Source organism: Pseudomonas sp. NFACC08-1, assembly GCF_900106735.1.
In the GTDB taxonomy this organism is placed as follows: domain Bacteria; phylum Pseudomonadota; class Gammaproteobacteria; order Pseudomonadales; family Pseudomonadaceae; genus Aquipseudomonas; species Aquipseudomonas fluorescens_Q.
Genome location: NZ_FNNL01000009.1, coordinates 272,091 through 295,631 on the forward strand (window position 1 = coordinate 272,091; position 23,541 = coordinate 295,631).

At 54.8% G+C, this 23,541-nt stretch carries 16 protein-coding genes and 1 pseudogene; 6 read left to right on the top strand and 11 right to left on the bottom strand.

Annotated elements, in window-relative coordinates; genetic code table 11:
* Positions 1-19: 19 nt before the first annotated feature.
* From cysC to BLU76_RS20115, 5 genes and pseudogenes are all read right to left on the bottom strand, one after another.
* On the bottom strand, positions 20-652 hold the full coding sequence (gene cysC / locus BLU76_RS20100; protein ID WP_256572685.1) for an adenylyl-sulfate kinase: 633 nt from the start codon (positions 650-652) through the stop codon (positions 20-22).
* A gap of 26 nt (positions 653-678) precedes the next feature.
* The gene (locus tag BLU76_RS31945; RefSeq protein WP_256572686.1) at positions 679-1,248 is read right to left on the bottom strand and encodes a zinc-binding dehydrogenase; all 570 of its coding nucleotides are present in this window, start codon (positions 1,246-1,248) and stop codon (positions 679-681) included.
* A gap of 27 nt (positions 1,249-1,275) precedes the next feature.
* Positions 1,276-1,758, bottom strand: a pseudogene (locus tag BLU76_RS32350) (alcohol dehydrogenase catalytic domain-containing protein); the annotation flags it as partial.
* Positions 1,683-5,759: an SDR family oxidoreductase gene (locus BLU76_RS20110; RefSeq protein ID WP_092145679.1), complete on the bottom strand. Its 4,077-nt coding sequence runs from the start codon at positions 5,757-5,759 to the stop codon at positions 1,683-1,685. The gene BLU76_RS20110 and the pseudogene BLU76_RS32350, both read right to left, overlap by 76 nt.
* A gap of 37 nt (positions 5,760-5,796) precedes the next feature.
* Entirely contained in the window at positions 5,797-6,732 is a 936-nt protein-coding gene (locus BLU76_RS20115; protein WP_092145681.1) for a DMT family transporter, read from the bottom strand.
* A 92-nt stretch (positions 6,733-6,824) separates the two neighbouring features.
* Between BLU76_RS20115 and BLU76_RS20120 the strand changes: the two genes are divergently transcribed.
* Positions 6,825-7,730 carry a LysR substrate-binding domain-containing protein gene (locus BLU76_RS20120; protein ID WP_092145683.1) on the top strand — a complete coding sequence of 302 codons (906 nt, stop codon included), beginning with the start codon at positions 6,825-6,827 and terminating at the stop codon, positions 7,728-7,730.
* On the opposite strand, the gene BLU76_RS20125 is transcribed toward BLU76_RS20120, so the two are convergent.
* The 6 genes from BLU76_RS20125 to BLU76_RS20150 all read right to left on the bottom strand — a co-directional run bounded on the left by BLU76_RS20125 (position 7,713) and on the right by BLU76_RS20150 (position 13,990).
* Positions 7,713-8,873: an aromatic ring-hydroxylating oxygenase subunit alpha gene (locus BLU76_RS20125; protein ID WP_092145684.1), complete on the bottom strand. Its 1,161-nt coding sequence runs from the start codon at positions 8,871-8,873 to the stop codon at positions 7,713-7,715. The genes BLU76_RS20120 and BLU76_RS20125 overlap by 18 nt on opposite strands.
* 36 nt (positions 8,874-8,909) lie before the next feature.
* On the bottom strand, positions 8,910-10,013 hold the full coding sequence (locus tag BLU76_RS20130) for a mandelate racemase/muconate lactonizing enzyme family protein (RefSeq protein ID WP_092145686.1): 1,104 nt from the start codon (positions 10,011-10,013) through the stop codon (positions 8,910-8,912).
* On the bottom strand, positions 10,010-11,377 hold the full coding sequence (locus tag BLU76_RS20135; RefSeq protein ID WP_092145688.1) for an NAD(P)-dependent oxidoreductase: 1,368 nt from the start codon (positions 11,375-11,377) through the stop codon (positions 10,010-10,012). Before BLU76_RS20135 ends, BLU76_RS20130 begins: the two co-directional genes overlap by 4 nt.
* Before the next feature lie 23 nt (positions 11,378-11,400).
* The gene (locus BLU76_RS20140) at positions 11,401-12,330 is read right to left on the bottom strand and encodes a 2-oxoglutarate and iron-dependent oxygenase domain-containing protein (RefSeq protein WP_175456227.1); all 930 of its coding nucleotides are present in this window, start codon (positions 12,328-12,330) and stop codon (positions 11,401-11,403) included.
* Positions 12,331-12,342: 12 nt separating this feature from the next.
* Positions 12,343-13,032: a class I SAM-dependent DNA methyltransferase gene (locus BLU76_RS20145; protein ID WP_092145689.1), complete on the bottom strand. Its 690-nt coding sequence runs from the start codon at positions 13,030-13,032 to the stop codon at positions 12,343-12,345.
* 655 nt (positions 13,033-13,687) lie between these two features.
* The gene (locus BLU76_RS20150; protein ID WP_092152614.1) at positions 13,688-13,990 is read right to left on the bottom strand and encodes a type II toxin-antitoxin system RelE/ParE family toxin; all 303 of its coding nucleotides are present in this window, start codon (positions 13,988-13,990) and stop codon (positions 13,688-13,690) included.
* Positions 13,991-14,782: 792 nt separating this feature from the next.
* On the opposite strand from BLU76_RS20150, the gene BLU76_RS20155 reads away from it, so the two are divergent.
* From BLU76_RS20155 to BLU76_RS20175, 5 genes are all read left to right on the top strand, one after another.
* On the top strand, positions 14,783-16,195 hold the full coding sequence (locus BLU76_RS20155) for a TolC family outer membrane protein (protein ID WP_092145693.1): 1,413 nt from the start codon (positions 14,783-14,785) through the stop codon (positions 16,193-16,195).
* Positions 16,196-16,317: 122 nt separating this feature from the next.
* The gene (locus BLU76_RS20160) at positions 16,318-18,480 is read left to right on the top strand and encodes a type I secretion system permease/ATPase (RefSeq protein ID WP_092145728.1); all 2,163 of its coding nucleotides are present in this window, start codon (positions 16,318-16,320) and stop codon (positions 18,478-18,480) included.
* Positions 18,473-19,894, top strand: coding sequence for an HlyD family type I secretion periplasmic adaptor subunit (locus BLU76_RS20165; protein WP_092145697.1), 1,422 nt, complete (start codon positions 18,473-18,475; stop codon positions 19,892-19,894). The genes BLU76_RS20160 and BLU76_RS20165 overlap by 8 nt, the downstream gene beginning before the upstream one ends.
* A 42-nt stretch (positions 19,895-19,936) precedes the next feature.
* A complete protein-coding gene (locus BLU76_RS20170; protein ID WP_092145699.1) occupies positions 19,937-20,398 on the top strand; it encodes a hypothetical protein in 462 nt (153 codons plus the stop codon).
* Positions 20,395-23,541 (top strand): calcium-binding protein (locus BLU76_RS20175; protein ID WP_305882122.1); only part of this gene is annotated, 3,147 nt, incomplete at its 3' end. The genes BLU76_RS20170 and BLU76_RS20175, both read left to right, overlap by 4 nt.

Below are 23,541 nucleotides of genomic sequence, written 5' to 3' on the forward strand. Positions count from 1 at the left end.
TCCTGTGGTGATGTAATGGCTAGTTCCAGCACCGACGGTGGTGCAGGAATGTTTCGATAGCGTGTGCAGCCTGCTCGACAGAAGCCGCTGCGCTATCGATCACGATGTCGGGGGACAGAGGGCGCTCATAAGGGGAGTCGATACCGGTGAAATTCTTGATTAGGCCCTGACGTGCCTTGGCGTATAACCCTTTGGGGTCTCGTCGCTCCAGGACTGCCAGTGGCGCATCAATGAATATCTCAATGAAGTCGTCAGGGGCGAAGAGAGCCTTGGCCATGCGCCGCTCTTGTTCGAACGGCGAGATCAGGCACACCAAGGTGATCACGCCAGCGTCCACCATCAATCTGCCCACCTCGGCCGTACGCCTGATGTTTTCCTTGCGATCGTCATCGGCAAAGCCCAGGTCGGCGGTCAGACCCTGACGAAGCCGGTCGCCGTCCAACAGGCAGGTGTGTAGTCGATGCTTATGCAGGTTGGCCTGGACCCGGTTGGCAATGCATGACTTGCCCGCGCCGGACATGCCGGTGAACCACAACAGGAGAGAACGATGGCCTTTCAGGTCGGAGTGGTCCTGACGTCCGATTTCGAAGTCATGGAGGACCAGATCCGAATGTGAATGGACGGTTGACGGTAGTGCCAGCGAAGAGGGCATGAGGTATCTCCGTGGAGCTTGTATGATCAGAACTCAATGACCGCGCGATAACGCACCTGGTTGTTGCGCAGCGCATCCAGGGCATGGTTGATGCGTGTCGCCGGGAAGGTTTCGACCAACGGCCAGACGCGATGCTCGCTGGCAAATGCCAACATTTGCAGCATGTCGTGACGCCCGCCGACGTTGGCGGTGGAGACGGTCAGGGTTTTGTAGGTCATGGCTGCGATGTCTAAGGTGATCGGGTTGGGCATGCCGGCAAAACACAAGGTGCCGCGGGGGCGCAGCAAGGCGATGGCGCTGGCCCAGTCCTGATCGTTGGAGGCGGTCACCAGCAGGAAGTCCAGGGTGTTTTCCAGTGCGTGCAACGTGACAGGATCCAGGGTGTGGAAGTGGCGAGCACCCAGCTCCATGGCCTGGGCTTTCTTGTCTTCTGAGCTCGACAGCGCGGTCACGGTGCACCCGAACTTGGAGGCGAACTGAATGGCCAGGTGGCCCAGCCCTCCGATTCCCAGAACGCCGACCCGCATGTCCGGACGCGTACCATGCAGCAGTGCGGTGAATACGGTCTGTCCTGCGCAAAACAGAGGCGCTGCCATGGGGGAGGGCAGTGCATCGGGGATGGCGAATACGAACCGTGCGTCGCAGGTCAAAAAGTCCGCGAAGCCCCCTCGGTGTCCATCGCTGCAGGTAGGCACCACGTTTGGACAATGCTGCTCTTCACCCTTCAAGCACCACTCGCAGGCCAGGCATGCACCTTTGTACCAACCGACGCCGACCCGTTGTCCCAAGGGGAGCCCCACTACCAAAGATCCGGTGCGAACTACTTCCCCTACCACCTCATGACCACACACTTGTGGGTATTGAGATGCTTCGCCCCAATGACCTTCAATCAAATGCAAATCACTGGTACAGGCTCCACAATGGGTGACCCGGATCTCGACTTCATTGGGGCCCGGGTCCGAGCGTGGATAAGTAAAGGGCTCCAACGGCGAGCCCGGGCTATGTGCCGCCCATCCGGTGGTGGTATGCGTCATGGGGTCTCTCCTGTGTGTAGGTGGAGCGCCGTGAGGTATTGCTGCGTCCATTCGGCATCGATCACCGGGCATTTCAAATGCGCGAGTTGTAACGGGGCTGGATGGCTGAAGTGATCGAAGTCGGCAATGATCATCGGAAGAATCAGCAACGTGCGCTGGAGCACGGGGTTGCCGGGTGCCTGGGTCTTGAGTCTGGCTTGCCATTCGGCTAAAGGGAGGGCAGTGAACCGGTTCGTCCCCAAGAGTGTCTGGATCCAGGTGCAGATCTGTACCCAGCGGGTGTTCACTGGGTTGTAAAGGTGATGGATCGATGTCGAGTGCGTCATCGGCTGGCCGAGGGCGCAGTGCACGAAGATCCGGGCGACATAATCGACCGGCGTGAGATTCAGCGACCAGTCGCTTTGCGCTGGCCAGGCCTTGAGTGCGAGGCAGCTTCGAATCATCAGTCCGACATAGTCGTCGGGGTTGATGCGGTCGCAGGCAATGGCCTGGGCGGGGGCGCTGATGTCACCGCATCGCAGGATGTTCAGATCTATCCCTGTCCGTTTACAGAACGTTATCGCCACGCTTTCGGCAACCAGCTTGGCTCGGTTGTAGCCGGTCGTCGGGATCGTTTCCGGCAAGGTCGAGGCGAAGATGACGCCGGCACCGCCCAGGGCAGCCAGGCGCAGCATCTCCAGGACGCCGCCAACATTGGTCTCGGCTAGGCGTTCATAACGCTTGAGCCAGTTAACCTCGGCGCCGCAATGAATGATGCAGTCGACCTCCGAGGACAGTTGCCGGTAAGCCTCGGGTGACAGGCCTAGCCTGGGTTGGCCCAGGTTCGCAGCCACGACCTCTACTGGCCCCAGATCGGCTACCCGCTGCTGCGCGTGAGCCGGGCTATCGGCCCGCACCAGGCACAGAATGCGCTCCACGCCCGTCGTCTGTTGCAATTGGCGAACAATCACTCGTCCCAGGTACCCAGTAGCCCCTGTAACCAGCATTGTCCGCCGTGCTCGGCGTGGCGGCACATGCGCCCCAGATGCTTGCAGCCGGGACAGGTAAAGCTCGGTTTCGGCATCGACCGAGAAGGGGGCCTCCTGCACGGATTCCCCTTGGAGCCTAAGAGCGAGCAACTGAGTAATGCCTGCAAGGGTCGCATCGCGGGTGATGTCGGCAACAGACAGATCGGCGCGGAAAGTGCGGTTAATCAGGTTCATCAGTTCCAGCAGCAACAGGCTGCCGCCCATGTCGAGGAAGTCGCTGTCAGGGCCCAGGATGACATCCTGTAGGTGCAGGCAATCGCCCCACAAGGCGGCGACCCGGGATTGCAAGGGCGTGAGCGACGGTTTGTCATCCGGAAGAGAAACCAATGGCTGTTGCAACAATAGGTGCGCGCCCAGGCGCTTCTGGCTGGCTCCGGCCGGGATCGAGGGGCTCAGGTAATAGGCTACCGGAACGCTGAAAGCGGGCAGGTGTTGACTCGCCCATTGCCGCAGCACCGTGGCCAGGGGCGGATGTTCGGGGTCCGCCGGCGTGACGAAGGCGACCAGTTGCAGGTCAAGTCCGTCGCCTCGCGTGGTGACCAAGGCCGTGCGCACCTCAGGGTGAGCAACCAGGATACGTTCCACGTCGTTGCTGAATACCTTGAACCCCCGCAGTTTCAAATGCGTGGTGCTGCGGCCCAGCAAATGGATGTTTCCGGCCTCGGTGAGTCGCACCATATCACCGGTACGCAGCAGCCGTCGGGCCAGTTCCGGCTGGGTCAGCGCCAGCGGGTTGGTTACAAAGGCGGCCTGGTTGGCCGCATCGTCCTGGAGATAGCCCGGCGTGAGTCCCGGTGTGTGCACATAGAGTTCGCCAGGACTGCCCAGGCGAACGCATTCAAGTGTCGAGTCCAACACGTAGGCCTCGGTGCCGGGGGTGAGGTGCAAGCGGCCTCTGAGGCCGATCAGGGCGATGTCCCCGGCTTCGTTCGAACCATACAGATCGAGTATCCGGCAGTGGGGCAGGCAGCGTCCGAGCTGTTCGCGAATCGCGTCGGGCAGTTGCTCACCACTCAGCCAAAGGGTGTGCACGGTGCGAAATGCCTGTTGGAACGCCTGCTCGTTTTGCAGCAGGCCGGCCACCAGGCTGGGCGTTATCATAAGTTGAGAAAGACGGCTGTCCTGGATAAAGCCTGTGAGGGCGTGAGGATCCAGCACCATGGCGTCTGGAATCAGGCAGGCAACCGCACCGCTGAAGATAGGGTAATACACATAGCCGGTCATCCAGGCATTGAGCCCCACACGGTCACCGGGTCGGATGTGCTGTTGCCAGAATGCGAGGGAATCGAGACGACCGTCGTCAGCAATAGTGACCACCTTTGCCATGCCCGTGGTGCCGGAGGTCAGCAAGCCATAAGCGACATCACCGAACGGCTGCGACCGCAGCTCTCGTGCTTCGCAGCAGTGCTCCGGCAGATGATCCAGCAATAGCGACCGGTAGCGGCCTGCCAGGGGCTTGAGGGTGAGGGTATCTCCCACCACAGCCACTGGATCGAGTTTCGCCAGGATGTTCGCGGTCGCGTCGGTACCGTACCAGTGAGGGATGTCCAGGTATGGCCAGCGCAGTAGGCTGCAGGCGGTCATGGTCACCAGCGTGCGCAGGTCCTTGTCCAGGCGGATTGCGACCCAGCCCCCATGGGGACACATGTCGAGGAGGCGCTCAGCCAGATTGCAGGCCTGGGCATTCAGCTCGCGGGCGCTCAGGCTGTGTTGGGGGCTGACCGCGACAATGCTGTCAGGTGCATCGCACAACAACGTATGCAGGCGCGTGTGCCAAGAGGGGGCTGGTGCGCGGATTGAGGCGTTGAGACGTTGGGTCCTGATCTGCTGTTGGCGGCTATGTTGGGCTGCCGCCCATTGATGCTGGGCAATCCGTGAACTGATTTCATCCGTCGTGGGGTTAACTCGGTCGATGATGATCAGCGCAACCTCGGTCTGGCGTGCTTGCGGGCTGTCGGGGCCGATCAGGCAGAGCTGGCGATGGCCCAGGTGCCTTACGAATTCAAGCGACACGGGTTCTTTATCGGTTGTCAGTGTCACGAGGGGCAAGTCTTGCAGTTGTTCGACTTCGCGGGTAAGCGCATCGAAATGACTGCGCGCAGGGCTGCTCCATAACCAGACAGCGTAGTCGTCAGGCAATTGCGCTGCCCACTGCAAGGCACGTAGATGCTGCTGCCTTGTCGATGCCAGCAACAGCACACGTAGCCGTGCCGCTACCGGTTCATAAAGGCAATCGAGGTGATCCGCCGTGGATGGCGCGCGTTGCCAGGCGGCCGCCAAGTGGAAAAACCTGTAGAGGGGCTGTTTGTCCCGCGCCGTGGATTCGACGGCTTCCGGGAAGGTGATTTGCGGGTGCGCGACTTGGGCAAAGCCGCAGGAGCGCTCGGCATCGTCATGCCAGCCTTGGAAAAATTGCCACTGTTCGACTTTTTCCGGTTCCCAGCTCAAAAGGCGAGGCGAAAAGTCGATACCGGCAAAATCACAAAAGCGCGCCAGGGTGCCCCGCGTATCACCCATCAAGTCGGCATCACTGTCCAGATACAGCACCTGGCCGGCATCGCACTGTTCAAGTACCCGCTCATGGATGCGAGCCAGCTCATCGAAGCCGGATTCATCCGCGTCGAAATAGGTCGTGCCGCCGCTCTGGCTGACACGGTACAGCGACCGCATCACATCTAACGGTTGGCGGACCAGGAACACATGCCTGAACTGTGCCAGCCACGTGCTATCAACCGAGTCGAAGTCGACGAAGTAGGCAATTTCCTTGGAGAATTGCAAGCGGTGTGGTGGTGCTGGAGGTTCACCGAGCAATGCCATCGCATCGACGTAGTCGGTGATTCCGGGCGGCCCGTTATTGATCCGACGGGTTTGTTCAATCAACGCATGTTTTTCGGGAAAATGCTTGGCCAGAAAGGGCTCGGAGAGCCTTTCATGCAACACCCTGACGTCTGGGTGCTGCATTACGGCCCGCTCGAAAGCGGTAGAGCGGCTGCGAGACACCGCCCACAGGATCACATTGGGCAGGTAATGAGATGACGTCAGCATAAACAGCTCCTTGTTAAGGCCTGTGCATGTGAAGCGTTCAGCGAGTGGCGGTGGGCTTTTTCAGCAAGATGAAGCCTGAAATCAGGATCAGGGCCAGACCGGCCGCGGTGCGGCCATTGAGCACTTCGTTAAACAGCAAGGCCCCCCAGGCGATGGCGAAGATCAGGTAGGTGTAGTCGAATGCGCCGATGATCGCGGTCTCGCCGATTTGATAGGCCCGGGCAATGCCGGTGCTGACCAGTACCATCAGGACCGCTAGCAGCACCATCACGCCCCAGTCACTGATCGCCATCGGCGACCAACCGCCCACCAGGAAACGCAAGCCCTCGTTGCCCGGTAGGTGAGGCCCGGTTTGTGCGACGACAACGCTGCCGACCATGCCCATCAATAGCAGGACGATGTTGAGTGCCAAGGCCAGGTGCATCGGTACCTCCTTCGCGCACTTGCCCTTGGTCACGACCGCTGCGAGCGCATAGAAAATGGCCGCGAGCACGGGCAGCAGTGTCCATAGGTTGAAGTCACCCTGACTTGGCCCGAGTGTAACCACCACCCCGACGAACCCCACCAAGATGGCCAGCCACTTGCGCGGTGTGACATGCTCTTTCAGGGTGATTGCCGAGAACAAAGCGATAAACAGAGGTGTCGTATAGATTGCCAACGCGGCGATGGTCAGGCTGATAAAAGGCAGGGCGCTGTAAAAGGCGATCCACATCAAGGCAAGCAACAGGCTTCTCGTTCCTACCCATAAGGGGGAGAGCGGCCACTGTTGCGTTGTGTCGCGGCGGTACAGCAATAAGGCGGCGAGCATGCCAATGGCCAGGAGCGAGCGGATCACATAAAGCTGCCACATCGATGTCTCGGTACTGGTGGCCTTGATAAGCGCGTCTGACATTGACAACAGGAACACCGAACCCACGACGATGAGGATGCTTTGTCGGTTTTCGGCGGCCGTAACCGTTGTTGTTGCAGACATGACGGGTCCTTTATGTGATCGACCTCAAGGATTCTGATTGAGCTCGAATTGCAGTTAAAGTGACTTATGGTTACGCAGGAGGAATGAAAATTATGGATAACTTCAAACGCTCACTGCCCCCACTTTCCAGTTTGGTTCCCTTTGAAGCCGCGGCCCGTTTGGAAAGCTTTTCCAAGGCCTCGGACGAGTTGCATCTCACCCAGGCTGCGATCAGTAAACAGATTCGAGCCCTGGAAGAGTTTCTCGGTGTCGCGTTGTTTATCCGTAGAAATCGAGCCGTATTCCTGACCGAGGCGGGCGCCGAGTTTCGCGACGCAGTGCGCACAGCGTTCCTGGGAATTGCGTCGCGGGCCGAAGACCTGAAATCAGGACGACACAACAGCGAAATCGTCCTGGAGGTTCAATTGTGCGAAGCCTTCTACTGGTTGACGCCGAATATCTCTCCCTTGCACAGGAAGTACCCTGATCTGGAGGTTCGCCTCAATGCGTCCATCCAGCCCATTACCGAAGCTGCCGAAAAATTTGATATCGCCATCCAAACCTCAGGCCGGCCATCCGGCGATCACACTCTGCTGTTTACCTTAAGTGATGATGTGTTTCCGGTGTGCAGTCCCGGTTACCTGGCATCTTTGGGTAACCAGCCGCTGACCTTGCAGGCGTTAGCGGATTTGCCTTTGCTGCATCATGTCGCCACGCCCCAGTATTGGAGTACCTGGAGCGACTGGCTGGGGGAGTTCCACATCAGGGCCGGAGAACTCAAGGGCAAGTTCTACGACAGCTATCCGGTCATGATGCAGGCCTGTGTCGAAGGCCTGGGTTTCGCCCTTGGGTGGCGCCGGACCAGTGAGAAGATGCTCGCCAGTGGTGAACTGGTGCGTCCTTTCTCCGAATCGATTCATCTCCCAGAAGCCCTGAGTGTGTACAAGTGGCGTGATGAAAACCTGAGTCCGCCGGTTCGCCAGGTACTGGAATGGCTGACTTCATCCTTCGGGGAATGACCCCTCCCGGCCTGCGTGCAGCAGTCCCAACGCAGCCAGGGTTTTTTTCTGAATGTCGTGCACGGCATGTTCGCTGTTGGCTCCCAGTGCTGGGTCGACGATGAAGCGACCTTGTTGGTAGCCATCACTGTTCAGGCCGCGCTGTACACTGGCGCACAAGGGAATATCTTCTTCACGGATTACGGCGACGAAATCGATGACCTCCTGCTCTTCCTGGGAGGGTATTGCTTGTGTGCAGAACCATTCGACCACTTGAAGGGTCTTGTCGACGCTGATTGGCAGATGATGCAATACATTCATGTAGCCCCCGGGGTAGACCTCCAGGCAAAAGTTCGGCCACAGATACCATGCACCGAATTCGCGAGACCGGGCCGAGCTTTCCTTCATCGTATAGCCCTGGTTCGCACCACTGTCGCTACTGAGGTGGGCGTGATAGTGCTCGTGGATCGTCAGGTGATAACTCTTCAGGTCAAGGGTCGCCGTCGAGAGTGTGGGATGGCACATCGGGCAGTGGTAGCACTCCGAGTAGTTTTCCACGGAGACTTTCCAATTGGACTGCACGCCATATTCTTTGGAGTAGGCGTGAAAAAGCTTTTCCGGTGCTGGTGAGAAGGTTCGAATTGATGCTTCAAGGCCAGGCAGCAAGGCCTGCATAGGCCGCGCGTCCAAGTCGAAGTTGATGAATATGAAACCGCAGAATACGTCCAGGCGTACCGGTTTGAGTTGAACCTGATCCGTGCTGAAGTCTTTGAGGTGTTCGGATTTACGGGCGCTGATCAGCTGTCCACGGGTGCTGTAGGCCCAGGCATGATAGGGGCAGGCCAATAATCCAGGTACATGGCCGCTGCCTTCGACCAGTCGATGTGCGCGATGCTGGCAGACATTATGGAACGCCTGCAGCGTACCGTCCTTGTCCCGAACCACGAGAGCACTGCGCCGACCGAGATCGCGCACTCGATAGTCACCCGCGTTGGGTAGAGCGGAGATGTGACAGACGTATTGCCAGGTACGTGCAAAAATCGCTTCCATTTCCCGGTCGAACAACTGGCTGTCAGTGTAATGTTCGTTGGGTAAGGTAAAAGATGCAAAAGGGTCGATGTCGAACCCGCGAACCAAGTGCAAGGGTGAAGGGGCGCTGGTCATGGAACCTCCATGGATCAGTTTGAAAAAACGTGAAATTCATCCGTACTGTGCGACGGGATGCTCGAACTGCCGAGGGTCAAGGGCCAGTCCCAGACCTGGGCTGTCATGCAGGTAGGCACGACCCTGGCTGATTTCGAAATCCACCTCGGCCAGTCGTACCTCATGGTGTCGGCAGCAGTTCCAGCTGGCGCGATGCAGGCGGCTGGGAGTCGACGCGGCCAGGTGCATCACGGCACTGTCACTGATCTGTGTGCCGCCGACGTCTTCGATGTTCATCCGGATGCCGTGGTAGGCGCAGAAGTCCCGAAGTTGCCGGGCTTTGGTCAGGCCCCCGACGCGGCCAATCTTCAACCCTATCAACTGGGCGATGTTCTGGCGCTGGCCTTGCACCAGATCGCCAAGGGTAACGATGGATTCGTCAAGAATGATCGGGTTGCGTGTCAACTCACGCACGGCTCGGCACTGTTCCATTGATTCACAGGGCTGTTCGAAGCACACAGTTGGGTCCTTCACGCTGTTCATCACGGCGACCGCTTCCGCCACTGTCCAAGCACGGTTGACATCGAACGTGATGACCTCGCCGGGCAGTCGCTGCTCGAGCAGGTGCCGGATTTGGGCAACATCCTCATCCACCCCGATGCCGACCTTGCAAGAGTGGGTGCGATAGCCCTCACTGCGGGCGAGTGCCAGATAGTTCGCCATCTGCTCCGCGTCGTCGGTGGGGATGCTGCTTTGCAAGGCAATCGACTCTTGGAACCGGCCGCCGAGCAACGCATATATCGGCAATTGGCAATGTTTGCCCAGGATGTCCCAGCAGGCCAGATCAATTGCTGCTTTCACGTAGGGATGACCCGGTAGCATGACATCCATGCGTGCATTGATCTGATCCAGGTGCAAGGGGTTCTCCCCAAGCAGGTGTGGGGCCAATTCGTCGATGCCGGCTCGCACGCCTTTGGCGTAGGCCGGCAAGTAAGTGGCGCCCCATGGGCAACTCTCGCCGACGCCCACCAGACCGCTGTCCGTGGTGATCAGGACGATGGTGGCGTCGAGTGAGTCGTAGTGCAGTCGACCGCCGCTGAGGCTGTATTTGTTCTTGAGTGGTACATCCAGTTGGTAGACCTTGATAGAGGTGATCTTCATGGCGTGACCACTCCCTCTCGCAACCCATGCCCAACTGCCCGGGCAGGGGATGGGAAGCCCAGAATCGACTGATGAAAGATTTGTTCGATGACGGGCAGTTGCAATGCCTGCTGGAGTTCGTCAACGACTGCGATACTGTCCAGGCACGGTTCGTAGCTATCCAGGTGCTCGGCAACCCAGCTGGGGCCGCAACTCCAGTTCACCACCTGCTCGATCAGGGCGTCCGAGAGGCCCATTGCGCGGCCGATCTGACAGGCCTCGTCGAGGATGACCTTATTGATGCAGGCCAGAAACTCCACCAGGTGCGAGGCCAGTTTGATCTTGCTGTCGTCGGTGAATACGACGCCCGAATGGAACATCGGTGCGAGGGTTGGTGTGACACGGCCCAAGGCGTCTTCAACCACATCGCCGCTGTGGCGATAGTTGCGATCGGCTCCATAGGGCGAAGGGGCATGAAAATTGGGCAGGGTGAGGCACAGATCGTTTTCCCGCTCACTCAAGGCAGCCACTTTTACGTGATTGTCCTGGCTATCGAACAGCGTCCCCGCCTGGCAATAGCGCTGGGCGACGATGCGTCCCAGCGGCATTGCCACCCCCAGTTCATCGGCCAGTGCCTCGGTGAGGCTCGTGTCCTTGACGGTGATCTCCAACGTACAGGAATGATCGTAGCTGGCGTCGAATATGAACGGAGTCAGCTGGTTGCTGACAAAACAGTTTCCCCGCGAGACTTTCACGTAGTCCCACAGCCAATGCAGGGGAATATCGTTGGCCCTGGCTATGATCAGCAATTCGGCCCATACCACAGTGGCGGTGTAGAACAGCAGGTTGGTGAGCAGCTTGACCGATTGGCCGGCTCCAATTTCTCCCACATAGAAGGATTTGCGGCCCATGGTTTCAAGCATGACCTGGCTCAAGCGGTAACCGCGTTCATCACCGCCGATGTAGAAACACACATTGGCGAAATCCACGCCCATATGCGACAGGTTGCTGACGGGCGCTTCCAGGCTGAAGATGTTTTTTTGCCTGGCCAGTTCAGCGATATGACGGGTGTTGTGATAGTCGGTGGTGGATGTGTCAATCCAGACCGTCCCTTGCGCCATTCCTGCCAGGGCGCCGTGCTCGCCCGTCATGTTTTCCAGCACGTGGTGCGGTAGCGGTAGGCAGGTCACCACGATCTGGCATGTATTAGCGCACAGCGCAGGAGTGTCTTTCCAGGAGGCGCCCAACTCGATCACCGGGCGAGCATGCGTGGGGTCGATATCATGCACCTGGACCTCGTAACCCGCGTTCAGCAGACGTTCTATCAATGGACGGCCCATGTTCCCGGTACCGATGAAGCCGACTTTCGGCTTGGCAGCTTGCATATCGATTCCTCCTGATGGTGGGGTCAAGCGAGTTCGCGAGCCCTGCCAGCACCCTGGCCGGTTACCCAGATTGAGTTGAAGTTTTCAAGCATGACTTGCTGGCACGATACGACCTGGTCGCTGCCCAGAGGGTTGAACTCAGCGTCCACGTTCGGATATACAAAAAACGGCAGCGACACCCTGCCCCTGTTCGCACGGTGGATGACTTGGTGGGGTGTACTGGTAAAGAGGCCATTACTCCACTTCATCAGCATGTCCCCCAGGTTGACCACCACCTCCTGCCCGCGAGGCGGTACATGGATCCAGCGTCCTTGGGAAAAAGCGCGTAGCGCGCAGGCATCACCAGCTTCTTGGAACAACAAGGTGAATATGCCGTTGTCGGTATGTTTGCCCGCGCCACTGCGCTGGGGTGGGTAGTACAGGGCGCGCTGGATCAATACTGGGTCGGAAAAGAAGGGCTCGAAGAACCGCTTGTCCAAGCCAAGTGCAAGCGCCAGCCCTTGTAATAATCGAGGCACCACGTTGTGCATGACTTGATCCTGCAGGGCCAGCATCGTCTTGGCGAAACCGGGAGCCGTTTGCTCGTCGGGCAGCAGGTTTGGGCCGGTGAAGGGTTTTGCACAACTCACGGCCTCCCTTCCCATGTCGAAGTGCTGTTTACAATCGGGGCCGGTAGGAGCATGCAACGTCTCGCCAAAGGTATGTACATAACCCCGGCAGGTTCTTGGACTGACCTGTTGGTGGACTTGGGAAAACTGATTCTTAATTTCCAGCGGCAGGGCGAAAAACTGTCGCGTCGCAATAAACACCTGATCGATTAGATGCGGATTTATACCGTGATCAGTTAAATAAAAGAATCCGTCCTGAATACAGGTTTCCCGCAGGCGCCGCACTTCATGCGACGTATCGATAGACTCAAGCATCTCAAGTGAAATACGGTTCAAGGCTTCCATGCTCTGATCCCCTTATCGGGCAATTCTAAATGCCAGGTAGTGAGCGTGTACCTCATCTAAATAAGGAGCATTCATCAGTGACGGTAAGGGTGATATTTTTTTTGCCGCGACTAAACTATCCAGCATGCTCGCGAAGTTTTCTGCTTCATAGAACGTGCAGCGCGTGCTAAACAGTAAAAGTCCGCCTGGGGTGGTCATGCGGATAAGCTCGTGAATGGCTTCTATGGGCAGGTGCCCCTCGATGAACGCACCACAGCACAAGGTGGCGTCATACTGGTTGTCCGCAATCAATGTGTTGTGTTCGGTCAGGTCCACCCCACCGTACAGAGCCCTATACGCCTGGGTTTGACGCGCCAACCGGGTCATCGCCGGTGACAGATCGCAACCTTCTACGGCGCTAAAACCTCGCTGGACTAGCTCTTTACCCACGAGTCCGGTTCCGCAGCAGGCATCCATGATGCGCAAAGAGCTACGTAGTTGTCTGTTGTTTGCGTCCGCGTGGCCAAGAAGTGATGTCAGCAAGTCGCTGATCATAAGTGGGCCGCAATAGTTCTTTTCCGACACATCATTGTCGTAATCAACAGACCACGTTTCATAGTAGTCCCTCAGGCGAAAGTAGTCGCGATTGAAGTTCAGGGCGCGATTGACTGATGTTGGGGTGTTGACGTTGGAACTTCTAGTGACGTGATTTTCGCTGGCCATTCTGTATTCTCCGGAAAATTATTTTTCAGGTTGAATGAATCAGGGTGGTGGCGTAAGTGGGTGTTCATTCTTATTCGCCGGCCGCCGCACTGTAAAGGCCAAATAGATGACTTATCCTCCGGATTTTTCCTACATGGTTAACCAGATGTTATACATGCCGTGTATACGTGGGGCGTCAGGCAGGGATTTGACAAGGCATTTCGATTTCAAAGTACGCTTGGGTAGTCTGTCATATAATTGCACGAAATGGGCACAGCCCGAAGATTTGCCTCCGAGGGGCGATATTTCGAGGGTTGTGAGCTGACTGGTGAGCCGGGGAAGGTTGGAACGTCTATTCGGGAAGTTCATACGCTGTTGGTACTATGGGCATCACACTGCCAGCTTGATGATCGTGCATCCCCATCGGCTTTGGATAGAATCCAGAAACGTTGCTTGGAATTACCCCAGCTCTTGCCCTTGAAACACCCCGATAATAAGTCCAGAATTGAGTCTTTTCCTGCCCCGGCAAGAAAAGAAACCCCTTATATTTCAATGAGTCGGACGCCAGATACGAGTCTCGTTTCCCGCTCCAAGATTCAGAAAAAAGCCACTCAGATGAGTGGCTTTTTTTTGCCTGAGATTTATGTGCAGGAGCGTCAGCCTTTAGCGTTTGTGGTCAATCGTTGGGCAGATGCAACTGCACCTCCATGGCGTCATGGAGGAGTCGGACGATCTCAATCACGTCGCCGTCTCCCACACGATAGAACACGATATGTCGCGGACTTTTGACCACGCCATGAAGTAGTTTGGCCTGCTGGCGTGAATAGATGAGGTGATAGCTGCGAAGGCCCGGTGCAAGCTCATCACGGTCGTGGCTGCCAATGCGATAAGGCGTGTCGGCAATCGCTTGCAGCGCCGCGAGGATCAGCGCCTGGTAGCGCTGGCGTGTTTGATCGTCGGACTGCGTCGGGTCTCGCATCACTTCGCTGGCATTCTAATAACGCATCGGTGTCATAGCCGGCATCGGAGGGGCGCGTCAGGACGGCTCGCTGACAGATTACTGGTTGAGGGTTGAGTCGATATCTGCATGCCCTATCTCGTAGCGAGCTGCTGAATCTTCATTTCATGAACGACTGACCCTGGGCCGTTGGTCGTAAAAATTATCCGTCAACAGAGATGCGGGTTGATAGGGTAATTTAAGTGATAGAATTAAAATGTTATATAAATCAATATGTTGTATTAGCTCCCTGCCGACGATCCCCCCCATACATGTCGTGTCTCGTCAAAAACGCTGAGAGGAATGACAGTAGGGAATAGACATGCATGATGTCGTTTTGATAGCATTTTTTGGTCGGGTGCATTTGAGTATGGCCGGCAGTTGCACGTCAAATTGTCAAGGGGGCGGCCCGGATTTAAATAAGACTCTGCGTCTATTCAATACTAGTCTTCGCTCGTTATGAGTAGTGCTCAGATTGAAATCTCTATTATTCAGATTAGAAACGGCCGCTTTTACAAAGCCTGTAGTTACTCTCAAAGTCAGGACTGTTTAATTAGATTGAAATGCGATTGATATTATAGCTAAAGGTTATAGTGGTTCGTGTTCGAAAATGGAAATGTTAATTTCTTGATTTTATTGGGTTTTTTTATTTTGGGTGTGTCGGTTCATGGTGACGGCGGAGCGAATCTGGCTGTCTCGGAAATAAAAATAAAGATTCTCGTTGCGCAGCCGAACCAAACGGTATGAGCATATGATTCAACAGCGTTTGGGTAAATGATGAAGCTTTATTATTTGGCGTGTTGGTGTGTTTCTTTGGCTGCTAGTTTCTTCAGCTCATATGTCTTCTCTGCTGAAAAGCTTTCATCAGTTCATGCAGATCTAATTGGTGTGTATCAATCTGCTTTTCAAAGTGATGCGCAACTATCTGCCGCCCGTCATGCATATTTGGCGCAACGAGAAGCGGTACCTCAAGCGCGTTCAGGACTACTGCCGAATCTAACGGCAGGTGCAACGACCGAAGCAACTCGACTAGAGCGTGACGAGCCCTCCTTGAGTCGTGCACGCAGCGGAACAACCTTTCGTGCGAACCTCAGCCAACCGCTTTTCCGCATCGACCGTTGGTTCCAACTGAAAGCCGCACAATCCAGTGTAGCTCAGGCGGATCTGGAGCTTTCCGCGAAGGTACAGGGGTTAGCGCTGATTGCTGCGGAGGCTTATTTTGAAACATTACGTCAGCTTGACGCCCTAGCGGCAGTCCAGGCTGAAGAAGCTGCTCTGTTGTATCAGCGTGACCAAGCACAAGGCCGATTAGAAGACGGTGCCTCTAGCATTACGGATGTATATGACGCGCAAGCGGCCTATGACAACGTACAGGCGAGTCGGCAATTGGTACAGCGAAAAGTCGATGATGCATTTGAGGCTTTAAATCGATTGACTAATCAATCTTACAGCTCTATAGCCGGGATGGGGCATCAACTCCCGGTCGAACCACCAATCCCCAACGAAGCTCAATCCTGGGTTGACACGGCTGTACGTCAAAACCTGCAACTCCAAGCCAATGAACAGGCTGAGCGAGCCGCAGAGCAGACGTTAAAGCAATACAAAGCAGGGCACCTACCAACGATTGATGCGGTGGCCTCATATCGTAAGGGAGACAACGATAGCTTCGGTTACAGCAACCCTACAGATTTTGGGCGAGACGGATATCGTGAAAATGTTGCGCAAAGCAGCATCGGAATTGAATTAAATATTCCAATTTATTCAGGCGGAATGACCAGCTCCAAAATTAAGGAATCTGTCGAGCGGCTTCTACAGAGTCAAGATGAAACAGAAGATCGACGCCGAGAAGTAGTGTTGAACACTCGTAACTCGTTCCGAGGGGTCAATACGGATATCGCTCAAATCCATGCGCGCCGACAAGGTATTACTTCGGCCCGAAAATCGGTGGAGGCGAACCAGGTAGGCGTAGATATTGGGTCGCGTAATATTGCTGATGTGCTCAATGCACAAAAGCAGCTGTATACGGTTGTGCGTGACTACAACAACGCACGTTACGACTATATCGTTGATAATCTTAAATTAAAGCAGGCGGCCGGAACCTTAAGTGTTGATGATTTGGAGGTTTTATCCTTATATTTGAAGCATGATTACGTCCCCTCTAGAGATTTTCTTCCCCCAGGAGTTTGAATAAGCGTTGCCTTAATCGCGAAACGTTCTTTGAATTCGCTCCAGTTTACCTGAAGTACGTGTATTTTATGTATGGCCTTTGGCCATATCTCTTGCGAAGTAATGCCCGAGCACTATATGACATGACTGAGACCGTCCAAGACGATTCTGCGCCTGAAAATGCCCCTATTTTTGACTCTGGCCTGGCTTCTCTGGTCATGCTTGCCCGGTTTCATCAAGTTGCAGCTTCTGCTGACCAACTCGCCCATGAGTTCGGAAGCGTTGATGGTCCATTTGGTCAGGCGAACATGTTGTTGGCTGCGCGTAAGCTCGGCCTCAAAGCTAAGGCTGCGTCCACCTCTGTTGACCGCCTGCACCGCACGCCGCTGCCTGCCATTGCCAGCGACGTGAATGGGACGTTTTTTATTATCGCGCGCATGGACCAAGGCAATGTGTTGATCCATGACCCGGCAGTGCAGCGGCCGGAAGTGATCACTTTCGAAGCGCTTCAATCACGTTGGACAGGACAGCTTTTGCTGATCCGTTCCGAGGCAAACACTCCAGGAGAATCCTCTAGGTTTGACTTTACGTGGTTCATCCCAGCGATTGTCAAATACCGAAAACTGCTCGGCGAGATCATGTTGGTGTCGTTTGTTCTGCAGATCTTCTCTCTGGTCACCCCATTGTTCTTCCAAGTGGTTATGGACAAGGTGCTGGTGCACCGAGGGCTGACGACCTTGGACGTCATTGCGGTAGGCTTGGTCGTGGTGATGCTTTTTGAGTCTGCGCTGACGGGGTTACGCAGTTACGTATTCGCGCATACGGCAAGCCGTATCGATGTAGAGCTGGGTTCCAAGTTATTTCGGCACTTGATCACTCTGCCGCTGGCTTATTTCCAAGCGCGGCGAGTGGGGGACTCAGTGGCTCGGGTTCGCGAGCTGGAGAATATCCGCAGCTTCCTGACAGGTAATGCGATTACCTTGATACTCGACGTGCTTTTTTCCGTCGTGTTCATTGCTGTGATGTTCTATTACAGCGGCTGGCTGACGTTGATCGTCGTGATATCGCTACCCCTGTACATATTGGTGTCGGTATTGATCACGCCGGTCCTGCGCGCACGGTTGAATGATAGCTTCGCCCGGGGAGCAGAAAACCAGGCCTTCTTGGTTGAGACCGTCAATGGTATCGATACCCTCAAGTCGATGGCTGTTGAGCCTCAGGCCATTCGCAAGTGGGACAACCAGTTGGCCGGATATGTAGCGGCCGGCTTTAAAACTCAGACTCTGTCCACCATCGCTAACGAGAGCGTATCGCTTATTGGGAAGCTGGTCACCGTGGCGACTTTGTGGGTCGGGGCTCGCCTGGTGATCGAAGGGCAGTTGTCTGTGGGGCAATTGATAGCATTTAACATGCTCGCCGGCCGCGTCGCGCAGCCGATCATGCGTCTGGCGCAGCTATGGACTAACTTTCAACAGACCGGCGTCTCGGTGCAGCGTCTGGGTGACATCCTCAACACACGCACCGAGATCGCTCAGGCAACGCGAAGTTCGTTACCGCCAATCCGCGGCCGCATCGAGTTTGACCAAGTACATTTTCGCTACCGTCCCGATGGGGCGGAGATCTTGCGTGGCGTCAGCCTCAGTATTAACGCGGGGGAAGTGATTGGTGTGGTCGGGCGTTCGGGGTCCGGCAAGAGTACCCTGACTCGTCTGCTCCAGCGGCTCTACGTACCGGAACGCGGACGTGTGCTGGTGGATGGAATGGACCTGGCGCTGGCGGACGTATCTTCGTTGCGCCGTCAGATAGGTGTTGTACTCCAAGACAACATGCTGTTCGCTCGCAGCATCCGCGAGAACATTGCCTTGGCCGATCCTGGCGTGTCGCTGGAGAAGGTCATTCACGTAGCCAAGCTTGCTGGCGCCCACGACTTCATCCTTGAGCTTCCCGAAGGCTATGACACCGTAGTGGGTGAGCACGGAGCGTCGCTGTCAGGCGGACAACGTCAACGTGTCGCCATTGCCCGTGCTTTGATGGGCAACCCCCGGATCTTGATCTTCGATGAAGCCACTAGTGCGCTCGATTATGAGTCGGAGCGCGTAGTGCAGCAGAACATGAAGGACATCTGCAAAGGGCGCACGGTCATCATTATCGCCCACAGACTTTCCGCTGTACGTGACGCCAACCGCATCGTGGTGGTGGAGCGTGGCCAGATTGTGGAGCAGGGCACTCACGCAGAACTATTGACCCACCAGGCCGGACACTACTCGCGCCTGCATCGTTTGCAGCAAGGAGCTGGCAATGTCTAACGCAGAGTCGGCAGGCTTGCTGCAACGGTATCGACACGCCTGGCGCCAGTCCTGGAAGGCTCGCCGGGAAATGGATGCTCCGAGACGTCTGTCACACGAGATTCAGTTTCTGCCAGCTTCCCTTGAATTGCAGGAGCGACCGACTCATCCGGCCCCTCGCGTGTTCATGTGGGCGATTATGGCTTTTGCCGCTATTGCACTGGTTTGGGCCTGTGTCGGCAAGATCGATGTCGTGGCGACAGCTACGGGCAAGATCATCCCCAGTGGTAAGAGCAAGGTTATTCAGTCCAGCGAAACAGCAGTTGTAAAGGCCATCCATGTGCATGACGGCCAGACCGTCAAAGCTGGTGAGTTGCTTTTGGAGTTGGATTCCACTTCGGCCCAGGCTGATGTGGGTCGCGTGCAAAGCGATCTATTGGCCGCGCGGATCGACAGCGTGCGGGCCGCTGCGATGATCGATGCAATCGATCATCAACGAGCACCTAGAACGTTAACTGGAGCCATCCAGGGTGCCGACCCTGAGCACGTACTCGCTGCCGAGCGTTGGGTGCAAGGCCAATACCAAGAGTATCGCAGCAACCTGGACACTGTTGACGCTGAGATTGCTCAGCGACAAGCCGACATTCAGTCGGCACGAGGCCAAGTCGTGAGTCTGCAGAAAACACTGCCTATCGTCGCGAAGCTGGCGGATGACTATCAAAACCTCTTGGAAAAACAGTACATCGCTCGCCATGCCTACCTTGAAAAGGAACAGGCGCGGTTGGACGTCGAACGTCAGTTGAGCGTGCAGCAAGCCAGCATGCTTCAGTCTTCTGCGGCGCGTCAGGAGGCTGAAAGACGGCGGGCCGGCGTCATAGCACAAACACGACGTGCGATGCTGGATCTGCTGCAGCAGGCCGATCAGAAGGTGGCTTCGTTAAAGCAGGATTTGGCCAAGGCCGAGTATCAAGATGGCCTGACTACCCTTGAAGCACCGGTAGATGGAACGGTACAGCAATTGAATGTGCACACGGTAGGCGGAGTGATAACTCCAGCGCAGCCGTTGCTGACAATCGTACCGACCGGACAGCCTGTTGAAGTTGAGGCTACTCTAGAAAACAAGGATGTCGGGTTCGTTCACAAAGGGCAGGCGGTCACGGTGAAGGTCGAGACATATACCTTTACTAAGTACGGAGTAATTGATGGAGAGGTTGTGAGTATTTCATCAGACGCAATAGAAGATGAACAGCGAGGGCTGATTTATAACGTGAAGATTCGGCTCGCAAGTAACTCCTTGTCAGTTGAAGGGGGGCGGCTTGATTTGGAACCTGGAATGGGGGTCACTGCTGAAGTGAAAACCGACAAGCGTCGAGTGATTGAGTATTTTCTGAGCCCCTTGCAAGCGCATTTCAAAGAGAGCATTAGGGAGCGGTGACTTGAATAAGACAACGTTAATAACAGCGATAGTGAGGGTTGGGTGAAAAATATATTATTTCTACCTCTGTATTTCGGTGGCGGTGTTTTGCTTTACCAATGGATCGAATTCTTGCGGCCTGCTGGGGAAGGGTTAAATACTTTCTATTCATGGCTTTTGTTAGATACCAATCCTGAGCTCGCGATTCGTCAGGGTTTAGGTTTTATTTATGCTAGTTTTTTTCATTTGGGTTGGGCTGCACTGTTTTCTGAATCAGCGAAGAATTGGGTGCAAACGGTAAGTAAAGGCAACGTTGTTTATCTTTTTTTTCGAAGTGCAGCTTTTTTTGTCGCATGCTTGGTGATTCTCGGCATGGTGGGGGTAGGGTTGGCGAGACGTCCATATTCCCCGTTCCACCAGTACTTTTCGCTACTAGTTACGTGTGTGCTCTTAGGTGGTTGGACCTGGTCTCTAAAAGATTTTGTTCTGGCGGTATTTGATATTATGGGAAGGAAGTCTAAATGAGCATACCTACAAAAGTGCTTGGGCAAGCCGCTACGGTAGTTTACATTTACGATAAAGCTGATGCGGCCATCAAGTGGTACAATATTGGTCGTGATGCGACGGATCCGGCTACGCGAAATGAGGCCTATCTAAAGGCGGGAGAAGAAATAGCAAAAATGGCGGGTATAGGAATACCCGTCTACTATATCGAAAAAATACTTCAAAAAAGCGGGCTCGATTTAGTATTTGACTCAATGAAAAATAATCAGACGCTGCAAGAGTATCTTGTGCGTCAGGGATTTAAGGCTGAGTTATTCAAATTTGGACTTGCAAAGACTCTTGAGTTTTTTATTGATGAGTTCTCTGAGTACTCGGGCGAAAGAGGGTGGCTTGATCCCATTTTTGACGCCGTTAATGGGAAATTTACGTCTGCCGAGAATTTTGTGTTCCGGATCGATCCATTAGCGCTCGATCTTGATGGCGACGGCATAGAAACTGTCGGTACATCATCTGGAGTGAAATTCGACTTCGATGGCGATGGTGTCAAGACCGGCACTGGATGGGTAAGCCCTGATGACGGGTTTCTTGTTTTAGACCGAAACCTGAATGGAGTCATTGACGCTGGCGCGGAGTTATTTGGCGTCGATACAATAAAATCAAATGGCAGCAAAGCTATTAATGGATTTGATGCGCTTTCGGATCTTGATTCTAACGCCGACGGTGTGTTTGACGCTAGAGATAATAAGTTTAATAGCGTCAAAGTTTGGCAAGATAAAAATCTTGATGGGATATCTCAAGCGAATGAATTAAGGACGCTCAGTGATCTGAAAATTCAATCGATTGGTCTAAGCTCGGTGTCATCGGGCAGTGTGCAACAAGAAAATATTATTGCTTCTGTCGGTGTTTTTACTTATGAAGACGGGCATACGGGATCTTCGAATGGTAATCAAAGCCTTGCAGTGAGTCTGGATTTAGCCTCGAACCCGTTTTATACACAATTTCCGGCTGGAGAAGTGAGCGAAGAGGCATTGTTGCTTCCGAACATGGCTGGATCGGGTGCTGTACGAGACTTAGCCGAGGCCGCCACACTCAGCCCGGAGCTTCTTGCCAAATTGAAGGAGTATTCGCAAGCTACCTCTCGAGAGCAGCAGCTTTCGTTGATGGATGCGCTTCTAGAATCCTGGAGCGTAACGTCTGATTCAAAAAATCTCCAAGAGCGTATTGAGGGGCTCGCAGGTGGGGGAGTATTCAAATTTGTTTGGTCGTGGGAGGTATTAGGTACTGAGCCTACGCCTGCGCAAGTCGCGAGAGCAGCCTTAGTTGAAAAAATTGCAATTTTGGAAATTTTCAATGGTCGAAGTTTTTTTGATTTTAACTTGGTTGCTGGGGCGGCTGGAGGTGTCGATCTTAAAGTTCGATCTGGTAGTTTCGAAAGTGTAAAGTCTGTTGGGGTTATAGGTGACGGGCAGCAGGTCACCATAACTGAACACGATTTACCGCTAAACTTTGCCCATGAACAGCTGCTGAATGAGTCTTATTCGGAGTTGATAGATTCTGTTTATCAAGGGCTTTTGGAACAGACGCGCCTTAAACCTTATTTAGATAGCGTCGCTTTGGCGGACGACTTGGCATCTTGGGATCTTAGTGGCTTAGTTGACACGCTCCAGCAAAGTTTTGATGTGTCAGCCGTAGGGACTATGATGGACATGCTCGAGCTGTTATCCAGTTCGGCCGGTGACGTGTTGGCGAACCAAGTCTCAGAGTCGTTCGTTGGCTTTTATAGCGAGTTGTCTGAAAACAATCGCGCGCTTCTGTTCGCCCAGATACCGGAACTTGTTGTCAGTGGAGGTTTGGACGACATTCTGAAAGCGGGGCTTGGAAACTCGTACATTTTTGGAGGTGGGGGGAGCGACTCTATTACGGGGGGCGGCGGTAACGATTCACTGGTTGGTGGTGATGGCGCTGATAATATTACGGCAGGAGGCGGAGCTGATTTCTTACTTGGAGGGAACGGAAGCGATAGTCTATTAGGACAAAGCGGGAACGATCATCTAATTGGCGGGGCGGGTAATGATCAGTTACAAGGGGGGGACGGAAACGATACCTTGGAGGGTGGAGAAGGCAACGATACCCTTGATAGCGGCGTAGGCAGTAACCAGCTGTTCGGCGACGAAGGTAATGACTTGCTTAAGGTCGATCTGAACGCAAGAAACAACGTGCTGGCAGGTGGTTTGGGAGATGACGAGATCTATGGCGGCTATTATGCCGACACCTACTTATTCAACCTGGGCGACGGCAAGGACACCATCACTGAACACGATGGTGGTGTCGGTGCAATAGACACCTTGCGCTTTGGCGCAGGCATCCTTGCCAGTGATATCAACACTCGCAAAATCGGTTCCGATCTGGTGTTCATGCATCGCAACGGCACGGATCAAGTGACCGTCAAAGACTGGTTCGATGGTACCTCAAGTGCCGGTGTGGTCCCGATGTCCATTATTGATCGCATCGAGTTTGCTGACGGAAGCGTGCTCAATTGGACTGATATAGCCGCCAATGGCCTCAAGCAAGAGGGCAACGATTCTGACGAGACTATCAGCGGCTGGAAAGGAAACGACATCATTCACGCCGGTGGTGGCAACGATACGGTTAACGGTGGGCTCGGCAGCAATCAACTGTTCGGTGACCAAGGCAATGACTCATTGATAGTTGATCTCAGCGCAACCAACAATGTGCTTGTTGGTGGTTCTGGCGATGACCAGATGTTCGGCGGGTATTATGCCGACACCTATGTATTCAACCTAGGTGATGGCAAGGATACCATCACTGAAAGCGACGGCGGCTGGGGGGCGATCGACATCTTGCGCTTTGGCGCAGGTATCCTCGTCAGCGACATCCAAGTGTACAAGTCCGGTTCTGACGTGGTGTTCAAACACCTCAATGGGACAGACCAAGTGACGGTGAAAAATGGCCTCACGGGGGCAACTATAGATGCCTCGGAGCGGGCTATGGGGTTGCTTGAGCGCATCGAGTTTGCTGACGGTACCGTTCTTACCTGGGCAGAACTATCTGCCCAAGGCCTACACCAGCAAGGTGGCAGTACCGACGATATTATCAACGGCTCGAAAGGCAACGACATCATCCATGGCGGTGCCGGTAACGAT